This is a genomic window from Haloferax sp. ATCC BAA-644, assembly GCF_000336975.1.
In the GTDB taxonomy this organism is placed as follows: Archaea; Halobacteriota; Halobacteria; order Halobacteriales; family Haloferacaceae; genus Haloferax; species Haloferax volcanii.
Window position 1 is genome coordinate 399,520 of sequence record NZ_AOLF01000013.1, and the last position, 21,043, is coordinate 420,562.

At 69.3% G+C, this 21,043-nt stretch carries 25 protein-coding genes; 13 read left to right on the forward strand and 12 right to left on the reverse strand.

The genetic code is table 11. The features are described from left to right. The first annotated feature begins 17 nt into the window (after nucleotides 1-17). From C458_RS05800 to C458_RS05810, 3 genes are all read left to right on the forward strand, one after another. A complete protein-coding gene (locus C458_RS05800; protein ID WP_008574024.1) occupies nucleotides 18-1,421 on the forward strand; it encodes a small ribosomal subunit Rsm22 family protein in 1,404 nt (467 codons plus the stop codon). Nucleotides 1,422-1,502: 81 nt separating this feature from the next. Next, entirely contained in the window at nucleotides 1,503-2,294 is a 792-nt protein-coding gene (gene surE, locus C458_RS05805) for a 5'/3'-nucleotidase SurE (protein WP_008574026.1), read from the forward strand. A gap of 306 nt (nucleotides 2,295-2,600) precedes the next feature. Continuing rightward, complete coding sequence (locus C458_RS05810; protein WP_008574027.1) at nucleotides 2,601-2,825, forward strand: hypothetical protein; 225 nt, start codon at nucleotides 2,601-2,603, stop codon at nucleotides 2,823-2,825. 4 nt (nucleotides 2,826-2,829) lie between these two features. Here the strand turns inward: C458_RS05810 and C458_RS18690 are convergent, their stop codons facing one another. Further along, nucleotides 2,830-3,078 carry a hypothetical protein gene (locus C458_RS18690; protein ID WP_008574028.1) on the reverse strand — a complete coding sequence of 83 codons (249 nt, stop codon included), beginning with the start codon at nucleotides 3,076-3,078 and terminating at the stop codon, nucleotides 2,830-2,832. 84 nt (nucleotides 3,079-3,162) lie between these two features. Here C458_RS18690 and C458_RS05820 point away from each other — a divergent pair, with 84 nt between their 5' ends. Beyond that, nucleotides 3,163-3,969: an aminoglycoside N(3)-acetyltransferase gene (locus tag C458_RS05820; protein WP_008574029.1), complete on the forward strand. Its 807-nt coding sequence runs from the start codon at nucleotides 3,163-3,165 to the stop codon at nucleotides 3,967-3,969. 56 nt (nucleotides 3,970-4,025) lie between these two features. On the opposite strand, the gene C458_RS05825 is transcribed toward C458_RS05820, so the two are convergent. The 3 genes from C458_RS05825 to C458_RS05835 all read right to left on the reverse strand — a co-directional run bounded on the left by C458_RS05825 (nucleotide 4,026) and on the right by C458_RS05835 (nucleotide 6,191). Then, nucleotides 4,026-4,451 carry an OsmC family protein gene (locus tag C458_RS05825; protein ID WP_008574030.1) on the reverse strand — a complete coding sequence of 142 codons (426 nt, stop codon included), beginning with the start codon at nucleotides 4,449-4,451 and terminating at the stop codon, nucleotides 4,026-4,028. A gap of 96 nt (nucleotides 4,452-4,547) precedes the next feature. Further along, entirely contained in the window at nucleotides 4,548-5,189 is a 642-nt protein-coding gene (locus C458_RS05830) for a LysE family translocator (RefSeq protein WP_192815230.1), read from the reverse strand. A 123-nt stretch (nucleotides 5,190-5,312) separates the two neighbouring features. Continuing rightward, nucleotides 5,313-6,191, reverse strand: coding sequence for a hypothetical protein (locus C458_RS05835; protein WP_008574032.1), 879 nt, complete (start codon nucleotides 6,189-6,191; stop codon nucleotides 5,313-5,315). Nucleotides 6,192-6,297: 106 nt separating this feature from the next. Here C458_RS05835 and C458_RS05840 point away from each other — a divergent pair, with 106 nt between their 5' ends. Further along, entirely contained in the window at nucleotides 6,298-6,684 is a 387-nt protein-coding gene (locus C458_RS05840) for a CopG family ribbon-helix-helix protein (RefSeq protein ID WP_008574033.1), read from the forward strand. 58 nt (nucleotides 6,685-6,742) lie between these two features. Here C458_RS05840 and C458_RS05845 read toward each other — a convergent pair whose 3' ends face one another. Together C458_RS05845 and C458_RS05850 are read right to left on the reverse strand one after the other, a co-directional pair. Continuing rightward, nucleotides 6,743-7,051, reverse strand: coding sequence for a chorismate mutase (locus C458_RS05845; protein WP_008574034.1), 309 nt, complete (start codon nucleotides 7,049-7,051; stop codon nucleotides 6,743-6,745). After that, nucleotides 7,048-7,917 carry a shikimate kinase gene (locus C458_RS05850; protein WP_008574036.1) on the reverse strand — a complete coding sequence of 290 codons (870 nt, stop codon included), beginning with the start codon at nucleotides 7,915-7,917 and terminating at the stop codon, nucleotides 7,048-7,050. Before C458_RS05850 ends, C458_RS05845 begins: the two co-directional genes overlap by 4 nt. A gap of 147 nt (nucleotides 7,918-8,064) precedes the next feature. On the opposite strand from C458_RS05850, the gene C458_RS05855 reads away from it, so the two are divergent. Then, nucleotides 8,065-8,493, forward strand: a complete 429-nt coding sequence (locus tag C458_RS05855; RefSeq protein ID WP_004043614.1) for a DUF5796 family protein — start codon at nucleotides 8,065-8,067, stop codon at nucleotides 8,491-8,493. Further along, a complete protein-coding gene (locus tag C458_RS05860; RefSeq protein WP_008574037.1) occupies nucleotides 8,493-8,729 on the forward strand; it encodes a hypothetical protein in 237 nt (78 codons plus the stop codon). The genes C458_RS05855 and C458_RS05860 overlap by 1 nt, the downstream gene beginning before the upstream one ends. Nucleotides 8,730-8,802: 73 nt before the next feature. Here C458_RS05860 and C458_RS18790 read toward each other — a convergent pair whose 3' ends face one another. Beyond that, nucleotides 8,803-8,937 (reverse strand): hypothetical protein, encoded by a 135-nt coding sequence (locus C458_RS18790; protein ID WP_004043612.1) that lies wholly within the window; start codon nucleotides 8,935-8,937, stop codon nucleotides 8,803-8,805. 78 nt (nucleotides 8,938-9,015) lie between these two features. Here C458_RS18790 and C458_RS05870 point away from each other — a divergent pair, with 78 nt between their 5' ends. Together C458_RS05870 and C458_RS05875 are read left to right on the forward strand one after the other, a co-directional pair. Next, on the forward strand, nucleotides 9,016-11,256 hold the full coding sequence (locus C458_RS05870; protein WP_008574038.1) for a CDC48 family AAA ATPase: 2,241 nt from the start codon (nucleotides 9,016-9,018) through the stop codon (nucleotides 11,254-11,256). 103 nt (nucleotides 11,257-11,359) lie between these two features. Then, a complete protein-coding gene (locus tag C458_RS05875) occupies nucleotides 11,360-11,677 on the forward strand; it encodes a hypothetical protein (RefSeq protein ID WP_008574039.1) in 318 nt (105 codons plus the stop codon). Nucleotides 11,678-11,738: 61 nt separating this feature from the next. Here the strand turns inward: C458_RS05875 and C458_RS05880 are convergent, their stop codons facing one another. Beyond that, the gene (locus C458_RS05880) at nucleotides 11,739-12,479 is read right to left on the reverse strand and encodes a bifunctional 2-polyprenyl-6-hydroxyphenol methylase/3-demethylubiquinol 3-O-methyltransferase UbiG (protein WP_008574040.1); all 741 of its coding nucleotides are present in this window, start codon (nucleotides 12,477-12,479) and stop codon (nucleotides 11,739-11,741) included. A gap of 155 nt (nucleotides 12,480-12,634) precedes the next feature. Here C458_RS05880 and C458_RS05885 point away from each other — a divergent pair, with 155 nt between their 5' ends. Continuing rightward, nucleotides 12,635-13,024, forward strand: coding sequence for a hypothetical protein (locus tag C458_RS05885; RefSeq protein ID WP_004043606.1), 390 nt, complete (start codon nucleotides 12,635-12,637; stop codon nucleotides 13,022-13,024). Nucleotides 13,025-13,048: 24 nt separating this feature from the next. On the opposite strand, the gene C458_RS05890 is transcribed toward C458_RS05885, so the two are convergent. Then, nucleotides 13,049-15,892 (reverse strand): DEAD/DEAH box helicase, encoded by a 2,844-nt coding sequence (locus tag C458_RS05890; protein WP_008574042.1) that lies wholly within the window; start codon nucleotides 15,890-15,892, stop codon nucleotides 13,049-13,051. Between the two features lie 90 nt (nucleotides 15,893-15,982). Here C458_RS05890 and C458_RS05895 point away from each other — a divergent pair, with 90 nt between their 5' ends. Then, nucleotides 15,983-16,261 (forward strand): hypothetical protein, encoded by a 279-nt coding sequence (locus C458_RS05895; protein WP_008574044.1) that lies wholly within the window; start codon nucleotides 15,983-15,985, stop codon nucleotides 16,259-16,261. Then, nucleotides 16,258-16,536: a hypothetical protein gene (locus tag C458_RS05900; protein WP_008574045.1), complete on the forward strand. Its 279-nt coding sequence runs from the start codon at nucleotides 16,258-16,260 to the stop codon at nucleotides 16,534-16,536. Before C458_RS05895 ends, C458_RS05900 begins: the two co-directional genes overlap by 4 nt. Before the next feature lie 62 nt (nucleotides 16,537-16,598). Here the strand turns inward: C458_RS05900 and C458_RS05905 are convergent, their stop codons facing one another. The 3 genes from C458_RS05905 to C458_RS05915 are packed head-to-tail and all read right to left on the reverse strand — an operon-like array spanning nucleotide 16,599 to nucleotide 20,549. Beyond that, nucleotides 16,599-17,381, reverse strand: coding sequence for a metallophosphoesterase (locus tag C458_RS05905; protein WP_008574048.1), 783 nt, complete (start codon nucleotides 17,379-17,381; stop codon nucleotides 16,599-16,601). A 4-nt stretch (nucleotides 17,382-17,385) separates the two neighbouring features. Further along, nucleotides 17,386-19,269: a rpa-associated protein gene (locus C458_RS05910; protein ID WP_008574051.1), complete on the reverse strand. Its 1,884-nt coding sequence runs from the start codon at nucleotides 19,267-19,269 to the stop codon at nucleotides 17,386-17,388. Next, complete coding sequence (locus tag C458_RS05915; protein ID WP_008574053.1) at nucleotides 19,266-20,549, reverse strand: Single-stranded DNA binding protein; 1,284 nt, start codon at nucleotides 20,547-20,549, stop codon at nucleotides 19,266-19,268. Before C458_RS05915 ends, C458_RS05910 begins: the two co-directional genes overlap by 4 nt. A 112-nt stretch (nucleotides 20,550-20,661) precedes the next feature. Here C458_RS05915 and C458_RS05920 point away from each other — a divergent pair, with 112 nt between their 5' ends. Further along, the gene (locus C458_RS05920) at nucleotides 20,662-21,039 is read left to right on the forward strand and encodes a hypothetical protein (protein ID WP_008574055.1); all 378 of its coding nucleotides are present in this window, start codon (nucleotides 20,662-20,664) and stop codon (nucleotides 21,037-21,039) included. Nucleotides 21,040-21,043: the final 4 nt, after the last annotated feature.

The following is a 21,043-nucleotide window of genomic DNA, read 5'->3' on the forward strand; positions in this document are numbered from 1 at the left end:
CGCTCCACAGCCCACCGATGATAGACAGAGACGCCGTCCGCGACAACGCGAAGTACCTCAGAAACGTCCGCCCCATCGACCCCGACGAGATAGCCGACTACATCGAGGGCGCGCCCCATCCCGCCGTGGTGAAACAGACGCTCCGCGAGGAGGCCCACGACCTCGGCCTGTTCGAGCGCGACGACGGCACGTTCGTCCCCGCGAGCGACGACCCCGCGCCGCTCCAGCGCTGGTCGCCCGAAGCCTTCCCCGACGACTACTCCTTCGCCCTCGAAGACCTGCTCATCGGGCGCTACGGGGCGAACTGGCACGTCGGTGAGTCGGGCGACCGCCTCCGGGAGCGCGTCCGCCAACTGAAGGAGGACTACTACCGCGGCAACCCCGTCGAGTACGACGAGGACGCCGCGCTCGGCTACGCGATATACCACCTCCCCGACTACTACGCGGCCGTCGGCTACGTCCTCTCCGACCTCGCGGAGCGGAGCCTACTCCCGCGAAACCCCCGCGTGCTCGACGTGGGCGCCGGGACGGGCGGCCCCGCGCTCGGCCTCCACGACTACCTCCCCGACGATTCGGTCGTAGACTACCACGCGGTCGAACCGAGCGCCTCCGCGGACGTGCTCGACCGAATGCTCGGCGAGACGCGCCGGAACTTCCGGACGACCGTCCACCGCGAGACCGCCGAGGCGTTCGCCCCCGACGGCGAGTACGATATCGTCCTGTTCGCCAGCGTCCTGAGCGAACTCGACGACCCCGCCGCGGTCGTCGAGAACTACCTCGACGCCCTCGCGGACGACGGCGCAATCGTCGCCATCGCGCCGGCGGACAGAAACACGAGCATCGGCCTCCGCGAAGTCGAACGCGAGGTCGCGCCGGCCGACGGCGACGTGACGGTGTATTCGCCGGCGCTCCGCCTCTGGGACGGCTACGCGCCCTCGGACCGCGGCTGGTCGTTCGATGTGCGGCCCGACCTCGACGTGCCGGGGTTCCAGCGCCGCCTCGACAAGGGTCGCGACGGCGACGAGGACGAGGGCACCTTCGTCAACGTGGACGTGCAGTACTCCCACAGCGTCCTCCGAACCGACGGCGAGCGCCGCCTCGACGTGCGCGGCAACCCCGCGCGGTTCGCCAAGATGGCCGAGATGGAACGCCACGTCACGAACCGCATCGACCTGCTGGCGGTCAAACTGAGCCACGACCTCTCGGAGGGGGACAACCAGGTGTTCAAAATCGGCGACGGGAGCGAGGCGGTCGACCACTACGCCGTCCGCACCCGCGACACCGTGCTGAACGCCGATGTGGCCGACGCCGACTACGGCGACGTGCTCGTCTTCGAGAACGTTCTCGCGCTCTGGAACGACGACGAGGAGGCGTACAACCTCGTCGTCGACGACGAGACGCTCGTCGACCGCGTGGCCTGAGCGGGCCGCGCCGGCGAGGGGTCGGCCGGACGGGTCGTGTCCGACGGGTGGCTTTTTGCGGGTTCCGTCCCCAAACGGACTATGAGCGAACCCAGCATCCTCCTCACTAACGACGACGGCATCGAGAGCGTGGGCTTCCGCGCGCTCTACGACGCCCTCTCGGAGTTCGCCGACGTGACCGCGGTCGCACCCGCGACGGACCAGAGCGCGGTCGGCCGGAAGATGTCCACCGACGCGGTCGTCGCCGAGCACGAACTCGGCTACGCGCTGGAGGGGACGCCCGCCGACTGTACGGTCGCCGGCTTGGAGGCGCTGTGTCCCGACGTGGACATGGTCGTCTCCGGTATCAACAAGGGCGCTAACATCGGCGCGTACGTCCTCGGCCGATCGGGCACCGTCAGCGCCGCCGTCGAGGCCGCGTTCTTCGACGTGCCCGCCATCGCCCTCTCGCTGTACGTCCCCGCCGGCGGCGACCTGCCGTGGCACGAGAAAGCGACCGACCCGCGGGACTTCCACGAGGCGACCAGCGCCGCGTCGTACCTCGTCAAACACGCCGAACCCGCCGGCGTCTTCGAGCAGTGCGACTACCTCAACGTCAACGCGCCCGTGTCCGGTCCCGACGGGGGACCCGCGGACATGCAGGTGACGGTTCCCTCGGAGCTGTACGACATGACCGCGGAGTTCGAAAACGGCACCGTGAAGCTCCACGACCGCGTCTGGGAGCGGATGCGAACCGGCGACATCCCGGACCCCGACGGCACCGACCGCCGGGCCGTCGTGGAGGGCCGCGTGTCGGTCTCGCCGCTGACCGCGCCGCACACGACCCACCGCCACGAGGCGCTGGACGCGCTCGCCGAGACGTATCTGGAGTGAGCGCCCGAGGGCAACAAAACGTATATCGGCGGGCCTGAAACCCCGACGAAACCGATGTCTCCGTTTCTCCGGGCCGCAGGTGCCGAGTCGGGAAGTGTCATCGTCTTCCTCGCCACATCGCGGTGCTGTTCAGCCTCCCGCTCGTCATCCTCCTCCTCGGACGGCTGTTCGAGCAGTTCTTCTGAGGCCGCGACTCTGGGTCCCGACAGACGGAACGACCTACTAGCGGTGATTCGCGGACCACTTCACACTCGATAGCCAGACACCATCGCAGTCTTTTTCATCGGTATGATATTTTTATATGACATGAACCGCGACGAGCTCAACGAGTACCTGAAAGAGCGGCCGCTCTTGGGAGGTCTCTGGGTCGTCGCGGTGCTCGGTGTGGGTACGCTGCTGTGGCTGAAACTGCTCCGACCGACGCAGTCGGTCGTCGACATCCTCTCGAACACCGGCTACCAGTTCGGCTTTCTCGTGATGGGCGGGCTCTGTTACGTGACCTACGTCGGCTTCTCTCGGGCAGTGAACTGATTTCTCACTCCGCCGCCCGCCGACTGTCCACCAGCAGTTTGTACGCGAGGCCGACGACGCCGGCGAACACCGCGAGCGCCCCGGCGAGCGAGGCGAGGATTCCGAGAGCGAACATCAGTCCGAAGCCGTAGCCCGCGAGGGCGAAACTGCCGACGGTCAAAAACACCCAGCCGCCGACGATGACGGCAAAGAGGACGAGTACGTCGTCTTCGGTCGCGTAGCGGAGGGCGTCGCGGGCGGAGACGCGTGACATACCGAACGCGTCGCCGAGGTCGGAGTTGGACCTTTCGGTCGACCGACACCAAAGCTTGAATCCCGGGCCGGCCGACGGACGCGTATGTCCGAAGCAGATGCGGTCGAGCGCGTGGACGAGCCGGGAACCGTCGAGTCGCTCGCCGCGGACCTCCGCGCGCTCGGCGTCGCGGCCGGCGACACCCTTCTGGTCCACTCGTCGCTCAGTTCGCTCGGCTGGGTCGCCGGCGGCCCGCAGGCGGTCGTCGACGCCCTCCAGACGGCGCTGACCGCCGACGGGACGCTGGTCGTGCCGACCCACACGGGCCAGTACACCGACCCGTCGGCGTGGGAGAACCCACCGGTCCCCGACGACTGGGTCGAAGTTATCGGCGAGTCGATGCCGCCGTTCCGCCCCGACGTGACGCCCACCCGCGGGGTGGGTGCGATACCCGAGTGCTTCCGCACCTACCCCGGCGTCGTCCGCAGCGAGCATCCGACGGTCTCCTTCGCGGCGTGGGGCGCGGCCGCCGAGGAAATCGTCGGTGACCACGAACTCGATTACGGCCTCGGCGACGGGTCGCCGCTGGCGCGGGTGTACGACCGCGGCGGCGACGTGCTCTTACTCGGCGTCGGCCACGGGAACAACACCTCGCTCCACCTCGCTGAGCACCGCGCGGACTTCGAAAAGACGCGGACGAGAGAGCGCGCGCCGCTGCTCCGAGAGGGCGAGCGCGTCGTCGTCGAGTACGAGGATATCGAGGTCAGGACCGACGACTTCGAGGCGGTCGGCGGGGCGTTCGAGAGGCAGCGCGGCGCGACCGAGGGGTCGGTCGCGGCCGCGACGGCGACGCTCCTCGACCAGCCCGCGCTGGTCGATTTCGCCGAAGACTGGTTCGAGTCGAACCGCTGAGACGGGGGCGCGGTCGACTCGGTCGGGTCACGAAAAACGGCGGGCGACGCGCGCCCTCAGGCGAGCGTCGCGGTCAGCGTGAGTTCCGGCCCGGCGAGCGCCTTCGACACCGGGCAGTTCTCCTTTGCGCGCTGGGCGAGGTCGGCAAACGTCTCCTCGTCGATGTCGGGCACGTCGGCGTCGAGCGTCAGGTCGATGCGCGAGATTTCGAAGCCGCCGCCGTCGGCCGGGTCGAGATGCACGTCGGCCGCGGTGTGGAGGCTCGTCGGCGCGTAGCCCTCGCCTTCGAGGAACGCGGTCAACTGCATCGAGAAACAGCCGGAGTGGGCCGCGCCGATGAGCTCCTCGGGGTTCGACCCGAGTTCGTCCTCGAACCGCGTCGGGAACGTGAACGTCCCCTCGACGGTCCCGCTCTCGGTCGAGAACTCGCCGCTCCCGTCTTTGCCGCCGGTCCACGTCGTCTCCGCCTTGTGCGTGGGCATGACACGCGTACTACGGTCGCAAGCGATATGGAGATAGCGGCGGCGAAGCGTTCGAGGGGCTCGAACCGGCGGGATGCGGAGGTGCCGGGTGGCCCGTCACAGGCCGCTCCAGAGCGCCGCGACGCCGAACCCGACGATGACGACGCCGGCGAGTTGGTTCACCCGGCGGAGGGCCGCCGGGGTGACTCGCTCCCGGACGCGATCGACGGCGGCGCTCAGGACGAACCACCAGAGCGCCGACCCGGCGAAGACGCCCGCGACGAGGACCGCCGCCGCGAGGTAGTCGCCCGAGACGCCGACGCCCAAGCCGGCGAAGATGCCGACGAACGCCAGTATCGTCACCGGGTTCGTCAGCGTCAGGAGGAACGTCGACCCGAAGTCGGCCGCGAGCGTCCGGGCAGTCGAGTCGGGCGACACGGCGGCCGACTGCTCGGTCGTCGGTGCCGACTCGACGGACGCCGGGTCGCCCCGAATCGACTGGATGCCGACGTACAGGAGAATCGCCCCGCCGGCGAGCGCGATTGCGTTGCGGTGGCCGAGCAGCACCGACGAGAGCGCGGCGAGGCCGAACCCCGCGATGGCCCCGTAGACCGCGTCCGCGGACGCCGCTCCGAGTCCGCTGACGAAGCCGGAGCGCCGACCCTTAGAAAGCGTTCGCTGGATGCACAGGACGCCGATTGGACCGACCGGCGCGGCTATCGAGACGCCGAGAACGAGTCCGCGGACGAAGATTCCGATTGTGGCGGCTAATAGACATCACCTTCGTGACCGCTCCGATGCGTCGCCGGGTGATAGCTCTATCGCCGGAGCTGAGCGGACCGCCGGCGCAATCGACGTTGGGGGCCGTGTGGTCGGACCCGCTCAGAACAGCCCCGTGATGAAGCCGAGACCCATCAGGACCAACACGGCCGCGGAGAACGCCGGGAGATACGGCGTGTACTTCTCGACCTCGTCTTCGTACTGCTCGTAGCCCGCAATCAGCAGCATCGTCAGCCCGACGATGCCGACGACGACGGTGACGGCGTAGGCGCTCATCAGTTCGAGACAGTAGTTCGACCCGGCACAGAGCGCGATAATCTCGAACTCCTCCTCGTGGGCGAAGCCGAGGACGAACGCGAACCACGCGATACCGAGGAGACCGCGGTCCGCGGCGTCGTCGAGGTCGCCGTGCGAGTGGGAGTGCCCGCCGACGAAGGGGACGAAACGCTTCAAGCGGGCAAACAGCCCGTTGCCGTCGTGGGTGTGACCGTCGTGGTCGCGTGAGTGGCTCTGGTCGCCGTCGTGCGAGTGTTCGTGGCCGTGGTCATGGCCCTCGCCGTAGTCGCGTGAGTGTCCGTGGTCGTCGTCGTGGCTGTGGCCTCCGTGGTCGTCGTCGTGCCCGTGCGTGCCGTGAGAATGCCCGTAGGTGTACTCTCGGATACCGAGTACGATGAGCAAGACGCCGGCGACGAGACTGACCGGACCGCCGATTTGGACGCCGCCGAGTACCGTCATCGGCTCGTTGACCCGCGTGAGGTCGAAGTACGCCTTCGCGTAGAAGAACACGCCCACCATCGCGATACTGCTGACGAGGTGGCCGACCCCGAGGATGAAACTCGCCGCGAACCCGTACGCCCACTTGTTCGCTTGGTCGAGCGCGTACGACGCGGCGACGGGCCAGCCGTGACCCGGTTCGACGCCGTGGACGGCCCCGAGGAGTACCGCGCCGGCGACGAGGCCGAGCAGTTCGTTCGTGGCCATGTGCTACCGTATCCGTGGCAAACGACGGGTATAGGGGTTGTTAATACCGAATCGGGGGTATCGTCATAACGAGCACTCTTGTAGCTGTACGCGTCAGTTGGGGGTAATGCGGACGAGTTTCAACATCCCCGACGAACTGGTCGCTGAGTTCGACCGGGCGTGGCGCGACGAGGGCATCGAAAACCGGTCGCGGGCGGTTCGAGAGGCCATGCGCGAGTTCGTCGAGTCCCACGCCCGACTCGAAGACGTCTCCGGCGAGGTCGTCGCGCTCGTCGGCTTCGACTACCGCCACCACGACGTGATTCGCGAGCTGCACGGGACGCAACACGAGTTTCAGGACGTCATCCTCAACACGAGTCACACCCATCAGGGCGAGTGGTGTCTCGAATCGCTGTTCTGCCGCGGCCCCGCGGCGCGCATCCGCGCGCTGACCTATCGGCTTCGGGACTTCGACGCGGTCCGGCGGGTGAAGGTGATGGTCATCCGCGAGTGACGCGGGGGCGGCCTTTGAAATAGTGTGGGTGGAGGGCGGTGGATGAGAACGCGAGGAGCTATCGGTTCTGCCGCTGTTCGGCCTTGTTCATCTCGATGAGCAGTCGGAAAATCGCCTTCACGAGGTTCGAATCGACCTCGAAGTGGGCCGCGTTCTTCCCGGCGCGCTCCATCACGCGCTCTTCTTGGGACTCGTCGGTCGTCGGCAGGTCCTTCTCGGCTTTGACCTTCGCCACCGTGTCGGCGACGTAGGTCCGGCGGGCGATGAGTTCGACGATGCCGCGGTCGATATCCTCTATCTCCTCGCGGAGTTCGTCGAGGGACATGTCCTGAAACGGTTCGGCGGCGTCTACGGTGTCGTCTGTCATTGGATTCGTGCTCCGTCGGTTCGGGTGGTCGTCAGTCGGGTCTCCCCCTCGCGGGCGTCCCACAGGTCCGCGACGCGTTCGAGGTCGGCGCGGTCGCCGACGGCGACGACGCTCGGGCCGGTCCCGGACAGCGAGACGCCGTCGGCGATGGGCATCGCCTCGACGGCGGGGTCGGTCGGGAAGTCGAGCGCGGCCGAGAAGGCGAGGCCGTTGACGGTCATCGCCTCGGCGTAGCGGCCTTCGAGCGCGAGGTCGGCCACGAGGTCGGCCATCGGCGCGACGTTCTCACAGCGGCTCACGTCGGCGTCGGCGCTGTAAGCGCGCTCCGGGGGCGTCCACACGAGCACGTCCCAGTCGACCTCGTCGCGGGCGATGAGGTCGTCTTCGGTGTTGTCGGTGACGACGACGCCCCCGACCATGGAGGCCGCGGCGTCGTCGAACGCGCCGGTGGCGGTGACGCCGACCTCGCGGGCGGCGCGGACGCCCATCCGGCAGGCGTCGAGGCGGGAGATATCGGCGTCCGGGCCGGGGCCGACCGAGCGACCGAGCGCCGAGAGCGTCGCCAACACCGTCGCGTTGGCGGCGGCGCTCGAACTCTTGAGGCCGGCGGCCATCGGCAGGTCGCTTTCGGTCTCGACGGTGCCGCCCTCGCCGTCACCGAACGCCTCGACGGCGAGTTCGACACAGCGCTCGATGAGATGCGCGTCGTCGTCGGGGGCCTCCGCGATGCTGCCGCGGACCTCGCCGGAGTCGTCCAGTTCGACCGACGCGGTGGTCTCCGCGTCGATGGCGAACGCGGAGCCGGTCGCCGTCGCGAGGGCGTTCAAGACGGTGCCCGCCCCGAGGGCGGTGGCTCGGCCGTGCATACTTCGGGGAGGTCGGCACACCGTGTTATGTGTGGCGGTCCGTGCCGTTTTCGCCCGTAGGTTCGGGGACGCGGCGGCGGAAGCGACGCCCGACGCGAGTCGTCCCGAGACGCGACGCTTTTGCCGTCCCCGAAGCAACGGTGAGCCATGCGCGCCCGCAACGACATCGCCCCGAGCACGCTCGGCGTCGAACTCCACGACTACGGCGTCGAAGTGGAGTACCTCGACAACCGAACCACAGTCTACCGGGGCGTCCCCCAGGCGGTCACGGGCACGCTCGCCACCGCCCCCGGCAAGGAGGTCCACGTCCTCGTCACCGATCCCACCGAGACGGAGGGCGTCATGATGTACGTCAACGACCTCACGAGCCACGACGAGGTGCTCGAATCGAGCGGCGTCGGCCGCGTCATCCTCGGTGAGGACGAAGAAGAGGAGCTGTTCCCCGGCGTCCTCGTCCGACGGGTGCCCGGCCACCGCTTCGAAATCGAGGCCGACCCCGAGGTCGCCCGCGGCCGCGTGTTCGTCTTCGTCGAGGACGACTGGGGCGAAGACTCCTACGAGTTCGTCGCCGAGTGATGCTCCGGAAGCGCTGGGAGCCGCTGGAAACGCGGACCATCGGCAAGGCTCCGGAGGCCTACGGCTACTACGAACTCGGCGACGCCGACGGCGACCTCGTCGGCCGCGGCGTGGGCGTCCTCCGCGACGAACTGAAAGAGGCGCTCGCCTACGGCGACGCCGAGCGCGTCCGCTGGGAGCGCGCGACCTCGCTGGACCACGCCGAGCGACTCGCGGACGAACACGACCCGGCGTAGCTCTCGCGCTCGCCGCGTAACCCTCGCGCTCGCCGCCGTCGCCGCCGTCGCCGCCGACGCTCTCGCTTCCCCGCTACTGCAAGTACGACGGGCTGTCCGTGTCGCAGTTCTCCTCGTGCGCCTCGGCGTCGGACCGCACGTCGAACAGCATCCCGCACTCTTCGCACCGGTACCACGTCGCACCGTCTTTCTCCGTCGTGGCAACCATGCGTAGTGTTACCGCGCCGTCCGGGAAAACCGTTACTCCGGGCGAACCCTCAAGAGTCGAGCGACCGAACCGGGGGGTATGTCAGAAGATGGGGTGACGCTCGTCGTCCGCGCCGCGGAGAAACGCGACGCGGGCCGCGGCATCGCCCGCCTCCCCGAGGCCGCCCGCCGGGAACTCGGCGTGCTCAGCGGCGAGACGGTCGTCATCGAAGGGTCCCGAGAGACGGTCGCGAAGATGTGGCCCGCCCGCCCCGGCGCGGCGGCGGGCGAGATGCTCGTCGATGCCGACACGCGGGCCAACGCCGGCGTGAAAATCGGCGACAGCGTCCGCGTCAGGAAAATCGACGTCGAGGACGCGCGCTCCGTGACGCTCGCCGGCCCCAGCGCCTTCGAGCGAACCAGCGTGGACCGCGAGACCATCGAGGAGGTCGTGAAGGCGGAGCTTCGGAACCGCCCGCTCCGCGAGGGCGACCGCGTCCGCGTCGAGCGACTCGGCGGGGCCGCCCTCGTCGTCAGCGAGACTAGCCCGGCGGGCGTGGTTCGCGTCACCGACGCGACGACCGTCTCCGTGACGGCGACGAGTTCGAAGGGCGCGAGCGAGGCCGTCCGCGACGCCGTCAAGAGCGTGACGGGCGGCGACGACGGCGGCGGCGACGGGAGCCGCGGGCGAGCGACGGGCGTCACCTACGAGGACATCGGCGGCCTCGACGACGAACTCGACCTCGTCCGCGAGATGATAGAGCTCCCGTTGTCCGAACCCGAGGTGTTCGCGCACCTCGGCATCGAGCCGCCGAAAGGCGTCCTCCTGCACGGCCCGCCGGGCACGGGGAAGACCCTCATCGCCAAGGCCGTCGCCAACGAGGTCGACGCGAGTTTCACGACCATCTCCGGGCCGGAGGTGCTGTCGAAGTACAAAGGCGAGTCCGAGGAGAAACTGCGCGAGGTGTTCCAGTCGGCCCGCGAGAACGCGCCGGCCATCATCTTCTTCGACGAGATCGACTCCATCGCGTCGAAGCGCGACGACGGCGGCGACCTCGAAAACCGCGTCGTCGGCCAACTGCTGTCGCTCATGGACGGACTCGACGCCCGCGGCGACGTGGTCGTCATCGGCGCGACCAACCGCGTCGACAGCCTCGACCCGGCGCTCCGCCGCGGCGGGCGCTTCGACCGCGAAATCGAAATCGGCGTCCCGAACGAGACGGGTCGCCGCGAGATTCTCGACGTGCACACCCGGCGGATGCCCCTCTCCGAGGACGTGGACATCGACCGACTGGCCACCCGAACTCACGGCTTCGTCGGTGCCGACCTCGAATCGCTGGCCAAGGAGGCCGCGATGACCGCGCTCCGGCGCGTCCGACGCGAGGGAGGTGGCGGAAGCGAAAGCGGAAGCGGAAGCAGAAACGAGGGCGGAGACGAGGAGGGACGCGTCGCCGTCGCGGACATGACCGTCACGCGCGCCGACTTCGAGTCCGCGATGGCGACGGTCGAACCATCGGCGATGCGCGAGTACGTCGCCGAACAGCCGACCGAGGGGTTCGAGGGCGTCGGCGGCCTCGACGACGTGAAGCGGACGCTCGAACGCGCGGTGACGTGGCCGTTGACCTACGCGCCGCTGTTCGAGGCGGCCTCGACCGACCCGCCGACGGGCGTGCTCCTCCACGGTCCGCCGGGGACCGGCAAGACGATGCTCGCCCGCGCCATCGCGGCCGAAAGCGGCGTCAACTTCATCCACGTCGCCGGCCCGGAACTGCTCGACCGCTACGTCGGTGAGTCCGAAAAATCCGTCCGCGAGGTGTTCGACCGCGCCCGACAGGCCGCGCCCAGTATCGTCTTCTTCGACGAGATAGACGCCATCGCCACCGACCGCGACAGCGCCGGGTCGGACTCGGGCGTCACCGAGCGCGTCGTCTCCCAACTCCTGACGGAGATGGACAACGCCGCCGACAACCCGAACCTCGTCGTCCTCGCGGCGACGAACCGTCGGGACGCGCTCGACCCCGCGCTCCTCCGACCCGGCCGACTGGAGACCCACGTCGAGGTGCCCGCCCCCGACATCGAGGCGCGCCGCGCCATCCTCGACGTGCACGTCCGAAACAAGCCGCTCGGCACCGACGTGGACCTCGGCGACGTGGCCGCCCACATGGACGGCTACACCGGGGCCGACGTGGCCGCGGTCTGCCGCGAGGCCGCCCTCCGCGCGATTCAGGACGTGGCCGACGCCTACGAGGGCACCGAGGCGAACGACCACGCCGACGAGGTGCGAATCACCCGAGCACACTTCGACGCGGCGCTGGAATCGGTCTCACCGACGCGGGTCTGACGGGGGGCGACCGCGGGAGGCGACCACGCCCCCGCACCGCCTGCGAGATTATCTCGTCTCGCCGCGTACTGTGTCCCATGTTCACTCGCAACAGAGGTGTGTCGTGAACGCGGCGTGGCGGCGGAAGGTCCGCCGTGAGTGGGGCGCGCTGACCGGCGGCCCGCTGTCCGCGACGTGGTGGGTGACGAAGGCCGGCCTCCGGGTCGCGTTCGCCGAGGCGATGTTCGTGTTTCTCGTGTTGCTGAACAACGACCCGAGCGCGGTCTCGGCCGTCGCCGACGGCGAGGCCTCGGTGTTCTCGCTGGTCGCGGTTGTCCTCGGGTCGCCCGGCTACCTCGCTATCGCGGGCATCGTCTTCGCCGTCGCGCTGCTCCTTCCGTTCCTCCCGCGGCGCAACGAGGCGACCAACCGCTGGGAGTAGGGGTCGAGAAGCGGCCCGACCGCATCGACCTCGCTCGCAGAGCCACCGCGACCGCACCGACTCACGCCAGTCGCGCCCGGTAGTAACCCGACTCGGTGTTCGGCACGGTCACCTCGTGCGCGTCGAGGCCCGCCTCGGCGGCGACCGCCCGGAGTCTGGCGGGCGAGACGAGAACGAAGTCGAGCGTCGGCCCGCGCAGGTCGCCGTACTCGACGCGGAACGACCGCCGAGCGATGCCCTCCCGCGGGTCCGACCGGTAGCCGAAGAATCGTTCGGGGTCGATGCGCGTCGGGTCGTACGAGTCCACGACGACCTCGCCGGACGACGAGGCGAGGCCGGCGAACGACGCGAGCAGGTCGGTGAGACGGTCCAGCGACCCCGCGAGGCCGACCTGCGTCCCGTTTGCGAGCACCGTCTCGAACCCTCTTGCTGATGAACCCGCTCGGCCCGCTTCGACCGGCGGGTCGAACATGTCACCGACGACCGCCGCCTCGACGCCGCGCTCGCGGGCCGCGCGCACCGCGTTCGGGCTCACGTCGAAGGCGACGACCTCGCCGCGCTCCTGTACGGCGAGGGCGTGTTGGCCCGCGCCGCACCCCACGTCGAGGACGGGCGTCCGAAGCGAGTCGACGAACTCGCGCTTCGCGGCGGACCACCGCTCGGACGGGACGAGATAGTTCTCGTAGACGTGTGCGTCGCCGGCGGCGGCTCCGGCGTCGTCGCCGGCGCGGTAGACGCACGGGGCGCGCAGACAGCCGCGAACCCGGTCCAACATCGCCAGTCCGAGGGCGTCGTCGGCCATGACGACTCGTTCGTCTCCTTCGTGTGAATTATAATTAATGTGATTGATGATAACAATCAGTATTAGCACAGCAATCCGGTCGGTTCCACGTCTCATCCCGACCGGACCTGTCGAAGCCGCCGCCTATTTGGCACTCGCTCCCACAGGCTGAAGCGATGTCCAATCTCCTCCCCGAGGAAGCAGAGGAAAAGCTCGTCACCGTCTGCCGCACGGCCGTCGGCGACAGCCTCCGCTCGCTCACCTACTTCAACCGCTTCGACTACGTGCAGGTGTACCTCCGCGAGGACCTCGAACAGGAGGCCGACCTGAACTCCTTTATCGGCAACGAGTGGCACGACTTCAAGATGACACAGGACGCCTACCGCGGGTCCGAACTCGGTGACTACGAGTACACGATTCGCGTGTTCGAAAACGGCTACCTCGTCCGTATCACCGTCGAGGACTTCGGCGTCTTCGTCACGACCGACGGCATCTCGATGCAGGACTTCGAGGCGCTGGCGGCCGCGACGACCGAAATTCTCGACGAGTGGGCCATCGAGGAGTAAGCGGGCGAACCGGAAGCCGTCCCGTCAGTCCCAGAACGACTGGGTTCGGGCGTACTCGCGCTCCCGTTCGAGGATGTCGCGGTAGAAGTCGTCTTCGTCCTCGCGGAGCTTGTTGATGATGCGCGCGGCGTTGTGCGGGCCGACCCCGCGGGCCGCGAGCGCGACGACCGCCCGCGTGCCGTGGGCCTGCACCAGACTCGCCGAGCGGTAGGCTCGCTTCGTCAGTCGCTCCTGTTCGTCGTCTTTCTCCGGCGCGCGGACGGCTTTCACGGTCTCGTCGTCCCACGGGTTGAGCGCGGCGACGCGGGTCGCGCCGCACTCGGGACACTCCACGGGGTCGCGGACGCGTTTGACCTTCGTCTTGCGAGTCCAGTCTTTGCAGTGGAGACACGCCAGCAGCACGCGGTCGTTCTGAATCCGGTCGCGGACCGTCTCGATGACGCTCGCGTCGGCGTTCTCGGGGACGAGCAGGTCGGTTCCCGACCCGCGGCCGCCGGTGCCGATGGCGGTGGATTCGCGGGCGACGGCGAGTTCCACGTCGCCCTCGCGGACGCGCCGGAGCAGTTCGACCGTCTCCTCGACGGCGAGGTCGGTGTGGAACACCTCGCGGACGGCCTCGTCGTAGACGGGCGTGTCCTCCAGCGCGGCGAGGAGGCGGTCGCCGCCGAAGCGACCTTTCCCCTGATAGCGCTTGAGCGCGCCGAACTTCGCGGCCACCTGCGCGAGCGTGAACTTCAGCGAGTCCGACCGCTTGAGCGCGAGTTCGAGCAGCGCCTCGACGTGGTCGGGGTCGGTCTCGCGGAGCACCTCCGCGAACGTCGTCGGGCGGACCTTCCCGGGCACGTCGAACTCGACGCGGTAGGGGTCGACCTCCATGCCGACCGACGAACCGGTGCGCTGGCCGATGAGCGCCGACAGGAGCCGGCCGAGCGTCTCGTTCACTCGGTGGCCGTACGGCGAGTTCAGCGTCACCTTCCGGGGCGAGCCCTCGAGGACGAGCCTGTTCGCCGTCGGAATCGGCGCGTCGGCCTCGACCTGTTTCTCGATGGGGCCGAGCGCCGACCGGACCGTGGCCTCGTCGGTCGGGTAGCGCATGGCGATGTCGCGGGCGACGGCCTCGCGGTCGGCCCCGGACTCGAACTGCGGCGCGGCCACGTCGCGGAGTTCGCCCACCTCGCCGGCGACCGGCGCGGGCACCGGAATCTCCGAGCCGACCCACGACGGCACCTCGCCGCCGGGGTCCTCGATGGGCGAGACGTTCACCCGCGCCTCCTCGTCGTCCACGTCGTTGACGCGCCACATCTCGCCGCGCTGGATGAACGTCGCGCCCGGCGCGGCGAAGTTGAGGACGAACTTCTCGTCGAGCGTCCCGATCTGCCGGCGCGAGGAGATGTCGTGAACGTCGTAGGTCTCCTCGTCGGGAATCATCGAGAGGTTGGCGTAGAAGTACTGCCACGTGCCGCCGGACTTCTCGAGGAGGTCCTTGTCCTCGTCGAGCCAGAGGAGGCGGTTCCCCGATAGCTCGCGGACGACGGCGCGGAAGTCGTCCTCGGCGAGGTCGCGGAAGGGGTACGCCCGCGTGATAATCTCGTAGGCGCGGCGGGCCGACACGTCGCCGTAGTCCATGACGACGCCGACGATTTGGTTGGCGACGGTGTCGAGGCTGCCGTGGTGGACGCGGGCGGGTTCGACCTCGCCGGAGACGGCCCGCCGGGCGATGGCGAGCGCTTCGAGCGTGTCGTCGGGGTGGTCGGTGACGACGGTCCCGCGGGAGACGACGCCCAAACGGTGGCCCGCGCGACCGACCCGCTGGAGGAGCCGCGATACCTCGCGGGGGCTGTTGTACTGGACGACGTGGTCCACCCGACCCACGTCGATGCCGAGTTCCATCGACGACGTGCAGATGAGGGCGTCCAGCTCGCCGGCCTTGAAGCGGTCTTCCACGTCGATGCGCACGTCTTTCGACAGCGAGCCGTGGTGGACCTCGATGGGGTCGCCGAGCGCCTTGAACCGCGAGCCGAGCGCCTCCGCGGTCTGTCTGGTGTTGACGAAGACGAGCACCGACTCGTGGTCGCGGACGATGTCCCGAATCGTCCGGACGTGACTCGCTATCTCGGGGTCGGTGGCGAGTTTGCCCGCCAGCGCCTCGTCCTCGTTCGTCACCTCGGGGCGGACGACTTCGAACTCGACGCGGTTGTCCACGTCCACTTCGATGACCTCGAAGGGTCGGTCGCCGGTCAGGAACTTCCCGACCTCGTCGGGCGACCCGACCGTCGCCGAGAGGCCGATTCGCTGGAACGCCCCGGCCAGCTCGCGGAGGCGCTCTAACCCGATTGTCAACTGCGCGCCGCGCTTGGCGGACGCGAGTTCGTGGACCTCGTCGACGACGACGTGGTGCACGTCGGACAGGGCCGTTCTGAGCTTCTTCCCCGTGAGCATCGCCTGCAGCGTCTCGGGCGTCGTCACCAGCACGTCCGGCGGGTCGTTGGCCTGCTTCTGGCGCTGGTACTGCGTGGTGTCGCCGTGGCGAACGTCGATGTCGATATCGAGCTGTTCGCCCCACCAGTCGAGCCGCTCGCGCATGTCGCGGTTCAGCGCCCGAAGCGGGGTGATGTAGAGCGCCGAGATACCGAATCGGTCCTCGGCGTCGGCGATGGCCGAAAACACCGGCAGCATCGCCGTCTCCGTCTTGCCGGTGCCCGTGGGCGCGATGATGAGGCCGTTGTTTCCGTCCGCAAGCGGGGGAATCGCCCGGCGCTGCGGCTCGGTGGGCGTCGTGAATCCGCGCTCCGAGAGCGCGTTCCGAACGGGCGACGAGAGCGTCGCGAAGGCATCCATTCCGGCGGCAGCGGCCTCGCCGTCTGGCATCGCCCGAGGTTACGGTTCGAGGCGATTAAGCGCACCGCTCGGGGCGGTCCCCACCGGGAGATTCATGTCGCCAGTGAATCAATTTCGGACGTGTCCCCGAAACGAGCCTACTGGTCCGCGTTCGTCGTCTTCGGGCTCTGTGGCGCCGTGGATGTCGCGCTCGACGCTTCCGCGGGAGACGTGGGTATCAACACCGCCGCGGTGGCCGCGGGCGTCGTCGCGGTCGGCTACGCGTCGGTCGTCGCCCTCCGCGACCCCGAACGCGCTCGGGTCCCGTCGGACTGGGGCCCGCTCGTCTACCTCGTCATCGTCGGCGCGGCGCTCTACGCGTTCGGCGTCGCCTTCCAACTGTACTCGGTGGTGACGTGACGCCCGAGCGCAGCTTTTGGCTGTCGCAGGCGGGCTTCACCGGCGGCAATCTGCTTTTCGTCCTCGGCAACCAACGGGGCGACCTCGCGGCGTGGCAACTGGTCTTCGCGGCGGTGCTGGTGCTTTCGACCCTCTGGTTCGTCGGCTACGCCGTTCGAGAACGAGAGGAGGGCGTCCCGGAGTTCTTCCGCGAGTGGACCGGCTGGCAGCGACTCGCCCGCGTGGCGAGCGTCGCCGTGTTCGTCCTCGGAACTCTCACGTTCGTCTTCGCGTAGGCGTGGCCGCGGGTTCCGCCGACCGCGATCACGACGGCGACCACCGCGACGACCCGGGCATCTCAGACGTTTCGGTAGTCGCCCAACCGCGTGCCGTCGAGCAGGTAGGCCTCGCCGTCCGCGAGGCCGTCGGGGAGGAACGGCGAGAGAAAGCCCTGCCCGGGGACGTTGACCCACGTCCCGCCCGAGGTGTCGTTGAACGCCGGGAACACCACGAGTTCGGCGTCGGCTCGTGCGACTTCGGCGGGGTCGACTTCGTAGTGGTCCGCGAACACTTCGGGAGCGAGCGCGCCGCGGAGCCAGACGCGCTCTTTCCGCGCGCCGCCGACCTCGTCTTCCAGCCTGACCGCCGGGTGTTCGTGGGCCGAACAGACCACGTCGGCGGCGAGCACTTCCCGCGAGGGCCACGTGTGGCCGTGGCAGAACCCCACGTCACCGAGGCGGACGCCCGCGGGGTCGGTCACCTCCACGTCGTCACCGAAGAAGTCCGCGAGGCCGCCGTCGTGGTTGCCGGGGACGACCGTCAGTTCGGCGCGGTCGGCCACGGCGTCAGCGAGGTCGCGCAGTTCCTCGGCCTCGTCGCCGTCCGGGTCGCCGATGCGGTGGCCGAGGTCGCCGAGAACGACCAGTCGGTCGGCGTCGGTCCGGTCCAGAAGCGACAGCAGGCGCTCGCGGCGGACCGCGGCCTTCGACGGGAGTTCCACCCCGCGTTCGTACCGCAGGCCGGCCTCGATGCCGGCGTGGTAGTCGGCGACGACGAGCGAGCGCTCGGGGAATCCGCGCCTGCCCGTCCGCGCCACCGCGGCGGGATGGCCGGGAATCGGTTCGACGAGCGGTTCCGGCACGGCCTCAGATGGCCTTCAGCACGCCGTCCTGCGGCTCGTAACACCGGCCGCCGAGGAGCGCCTCCTGGATGGCGTCTTCGACCGCGCCGGGGTCCGCGCCGTGCTCGTCGACGACGGCCGCGACGACCTCGTCGCGGGTCGCGCCATCGCCGTCGTCGAGGTCGTCCATGGCGTCCACGACGACCGATTCGAGGTCGATGTCCTCCGCGGACTCGTCGCCGTCGCCGTCGTCGGCCTCGGCTTCGTTCCCGTCCGACGCCGCGTCGGGCGTCGGCTCGGGTTCGAGTTCAGGTTCGGAGTCGGTGACCGGCTCGGATTCCGCGGGGGCGTCGGTCGCGGGTTCCGGGTCCGGCTCGGCGGCCGCGGCGGATTCGCCTTCGAGTTGCTCGGTGAGGTCGTCCGTGTCGGGCACGTCGATGTCCGCCTCGCCGGCAGGGTCGACGTCCGCGCCGGAGGTGAACTCCGTGCCGAACTCGGATTCGATTTCGGCCCGCTCGTCCTCGTCGAGTTCGTACATCCCGTCGGGGTCGACCGAGTCGTCGGCGTCGGCGGAGGCGGAGTCGGTCGAACCGGTCGAATCGCCAGCCTCGGGGTCGGGGTCGTCGAAGCCGTCGTCGAAGTCGCCGAGGGTTCCGCTTCCCGAGTCGTCGAGCGAACCGGCGTCGGTCGCGCCCGCGTCGGGCGCGTCGTCTTCGAAGTCACCGAGCGCGCCGTCGTCGGTCCCGGCGTCGAAGTCGGGCTCAGACTCGGTGTCGAGCGAGTCGGTCGCCGGTTCGGGCTCGGACGCGAGGTCGGGTTCCGCGGCGGGTTCGGATTCTGCCGCGGGTTCCGGCTCCGGTTCGGCATCGACCGTCGTGGACGGCTCAGACGCCGGTTCCGACTCGGACGCCTCCGGATGACTCTCGGTCGAAGTCGTCGTCTCGGCGGCGACCGGCTCGGGGTCGGACGCAGACTCCGGCTCGGAATCGGGTTCTGCGATAGGCTCGGATTCGGACTCCGACTCGACGGGCTCGGACTCGGCACTGTCGTCGAATTCCGGCGCCGAATCGAGCGTTGCGGCCGGTTCGGAACCGGACTCGTCCTCGAACTCGTCCGGGTCGGCCTCTCCCTCGTCCGCGTCGGTCTCGTCGACATCGATATCGACGCTGTCGGCCGGTTCGAGGTCGAGTTCGGGGAGCGGGCCGAGCACCGCGTCGCCGCCGTCGCCGGGTGCGACATCGAGTGGGTCCACCTGGTCGCGGTCGCCCGCGACGAGTTCGAGCGCCTGCACGGCGACTTCCCGCAGGGCGTCGAGGTAGGTTCGGGTCGTCCCGTAGTGGTCGATGGCGCGGGGGACGCCCGCCGCGAGCGTCGAATCCACGCCGCGGGCTTCGAGCGCGCGGGTCAGGTCGTCGCCGCGGTACGACATCGACAGCGCCTCGTCGAACACGGCGATGCGGCGGAGCGTCGCCTCGGCGGCCGAGACGATCCACCGGTCGCGCACGTCGGCGTCGACGGTGTTGACGCTCTCGGGGCGGACTGAGGAGTAGACCACGTCGGCGTCGTCCGGTTCGTACGTCCGGGCCTTGCCCGCGAGCGAGACGAACGCCGGGGGCGTCGCGCCGTCGAGGTAGGCCATCGGCTCCGGCTGGTACTGGCCAGCGTAGGTGACGAACGCGCCCGTCGGGTCCGCAATGCGCCCGCGGAGCACCTCGTCGTTGACGTGTTCGACCTCGGTGAGCACGCCCGCGACGAACGTCCGGTTGAGCCGCGCGCCGGTGGGCGTGACCACGTAGTTCGGCGCGCGCTCCTCGTCGCTCTCGGAGTACGACAGCGACGCGTCGTCGAACTCGGCGGCGAAGACGCGGTAGGCGATTTCCCGCGTGCCGACGACCGGCGAGGCGCTCATGCGCGCACCTCCGTCAGGAGGGCGGCCGCGCGTTCGGCCGGGTCGTCGTCGGTCTCCTCGAACTCGTCGGCTTCGAGGTTCGCGCCGTACTCGTCCACCGAGAGGTTCCCGCGGACGCGGTACTCGCGGCCGACGAGTTTGTCGGCGATGTCGTCGGCGACGACCTCCTTGTCCATCGCCTCGCGGGCGGCCTCCATCGCGTCGGCCATCGTCCCGCCGTAGACCTCCTCGGTGAGGTCGCGGTCGAGGATGGCGGTCACCGTGCCGGTGCCGTCGTCGACAATCGCCTTCACGCGCATATCGTCCTCGCCGTCGACCTCGCCGTGCTGACGGCACTGGCCGCTCTGGACGACGCGACTGCATTTGGGACAGCGCTCGATGAGCCCGGAGCCGTCGCGCACTTCGAGGACGTTTCCGAGCAGTTCCACGTCGAACATCCCGCCGGCGTCGACGGCCTCACCGATTTTCAGACGCGGCGCGGAGTCCGTCACCGCGACGGGGTCGTCGAGGACCTCCAGCGACGTGAACTCAGAGAGGTTCACCTGCGGCACGCCGCGGAACTCGCGGACGTACACGTCCGAGAGGCGCAGGCTCGCGCCCTCCTTCACGTCGGGGCGGGGTGCCCAGTCGGTGAAGGGCAGTCGGCCGGTCTCGTCGGCGACGACGCCCGAGAGGATTGTCGTCTCGCCGTTGCGGCCGTCGATGGTGCGCGAATCGACTTCGAGGACGCGGACCTCGACGGTTCGGCCGCGGTCGCCGGCTTGCAGGTCGATGAGGTCGGCCTCGCCGCCGATGCGGTCGTCGTAGGGCGTCTCGACCGTCTCGGACTCCACGCCGACCGTCGAGGACGCGCCGATGTTCAGTTCGGGCTTGCCGTCCCACTCGCGGACGCCGGCGTTACCGATGACGACGGAGTCGCCCGGCTCGAAGCCGAAATCCTGCCACGCGGTGTAGGAGATGACGCCGGACTCGTCGGCGAGTTCCCCCTCGCGGATGGTCTGTTCGTCGCCCTGATAGACGATAGAGCGCGTGCCCACGGTGAGCACGCGGACCGTCACGGAGACGTTGCCGCCGTCGGGGTCGATGTCGGCGATGCGCTTCGTCGCGGGCGCGCCGTCGCTCCCGCCGGAGCTGCCGCCGCCGTGTTTCCGTCGGACGCTCTGTTTCGCCTCGTCGAGCGGGACGCTGTACTGCAGCAGGTTCTGCAGGTCGGATTTGACCTCCTCTTTGTCGACACCGAGGGCGGAGGCGAGCTCCTCGGCATGCTGGTCGAGTTCCATCGAGTCGGGATTCGCCCCCGTCGGATAAAAAGTGTTGCCGGGCGACCGAGTGGCCAGCCGGGCGACCGGCCGCGGGCGAATCACTAAGTGCTCGCGTGCCAGTTGGACTCGTATGTCGAACGACGAGGGGCCGGACGCCGGCGACGCCGACGAGGAGGTCTCGTTCTCCGTGACCATCGAGGACGGCTGGACGACCATCGTGATGGAAGGCGACAAGGACTCCGCGGTCGTCGTCCGGTCGGCGTCCGGCGAGCGAATCTACCTCCCCCCGGAGGGGTTCGACGCCGAGGCCGCAAGCGACAGCGCCTACCAGTCGTCGGACAGCCCCTACCAGTCGGCGTACGACTCGCCGTACCAGTCGGTGCAGACCGATGACTCGCCGTATCAGTCCGCCCGCGGGACGATGCCGCGAGAGGGGATGGTCCCGACCCGCGGCGGCTACCGGATTCGCCACCCCGAACCGGTGACCGACGTGCGACTCCTCCGCTGAACGG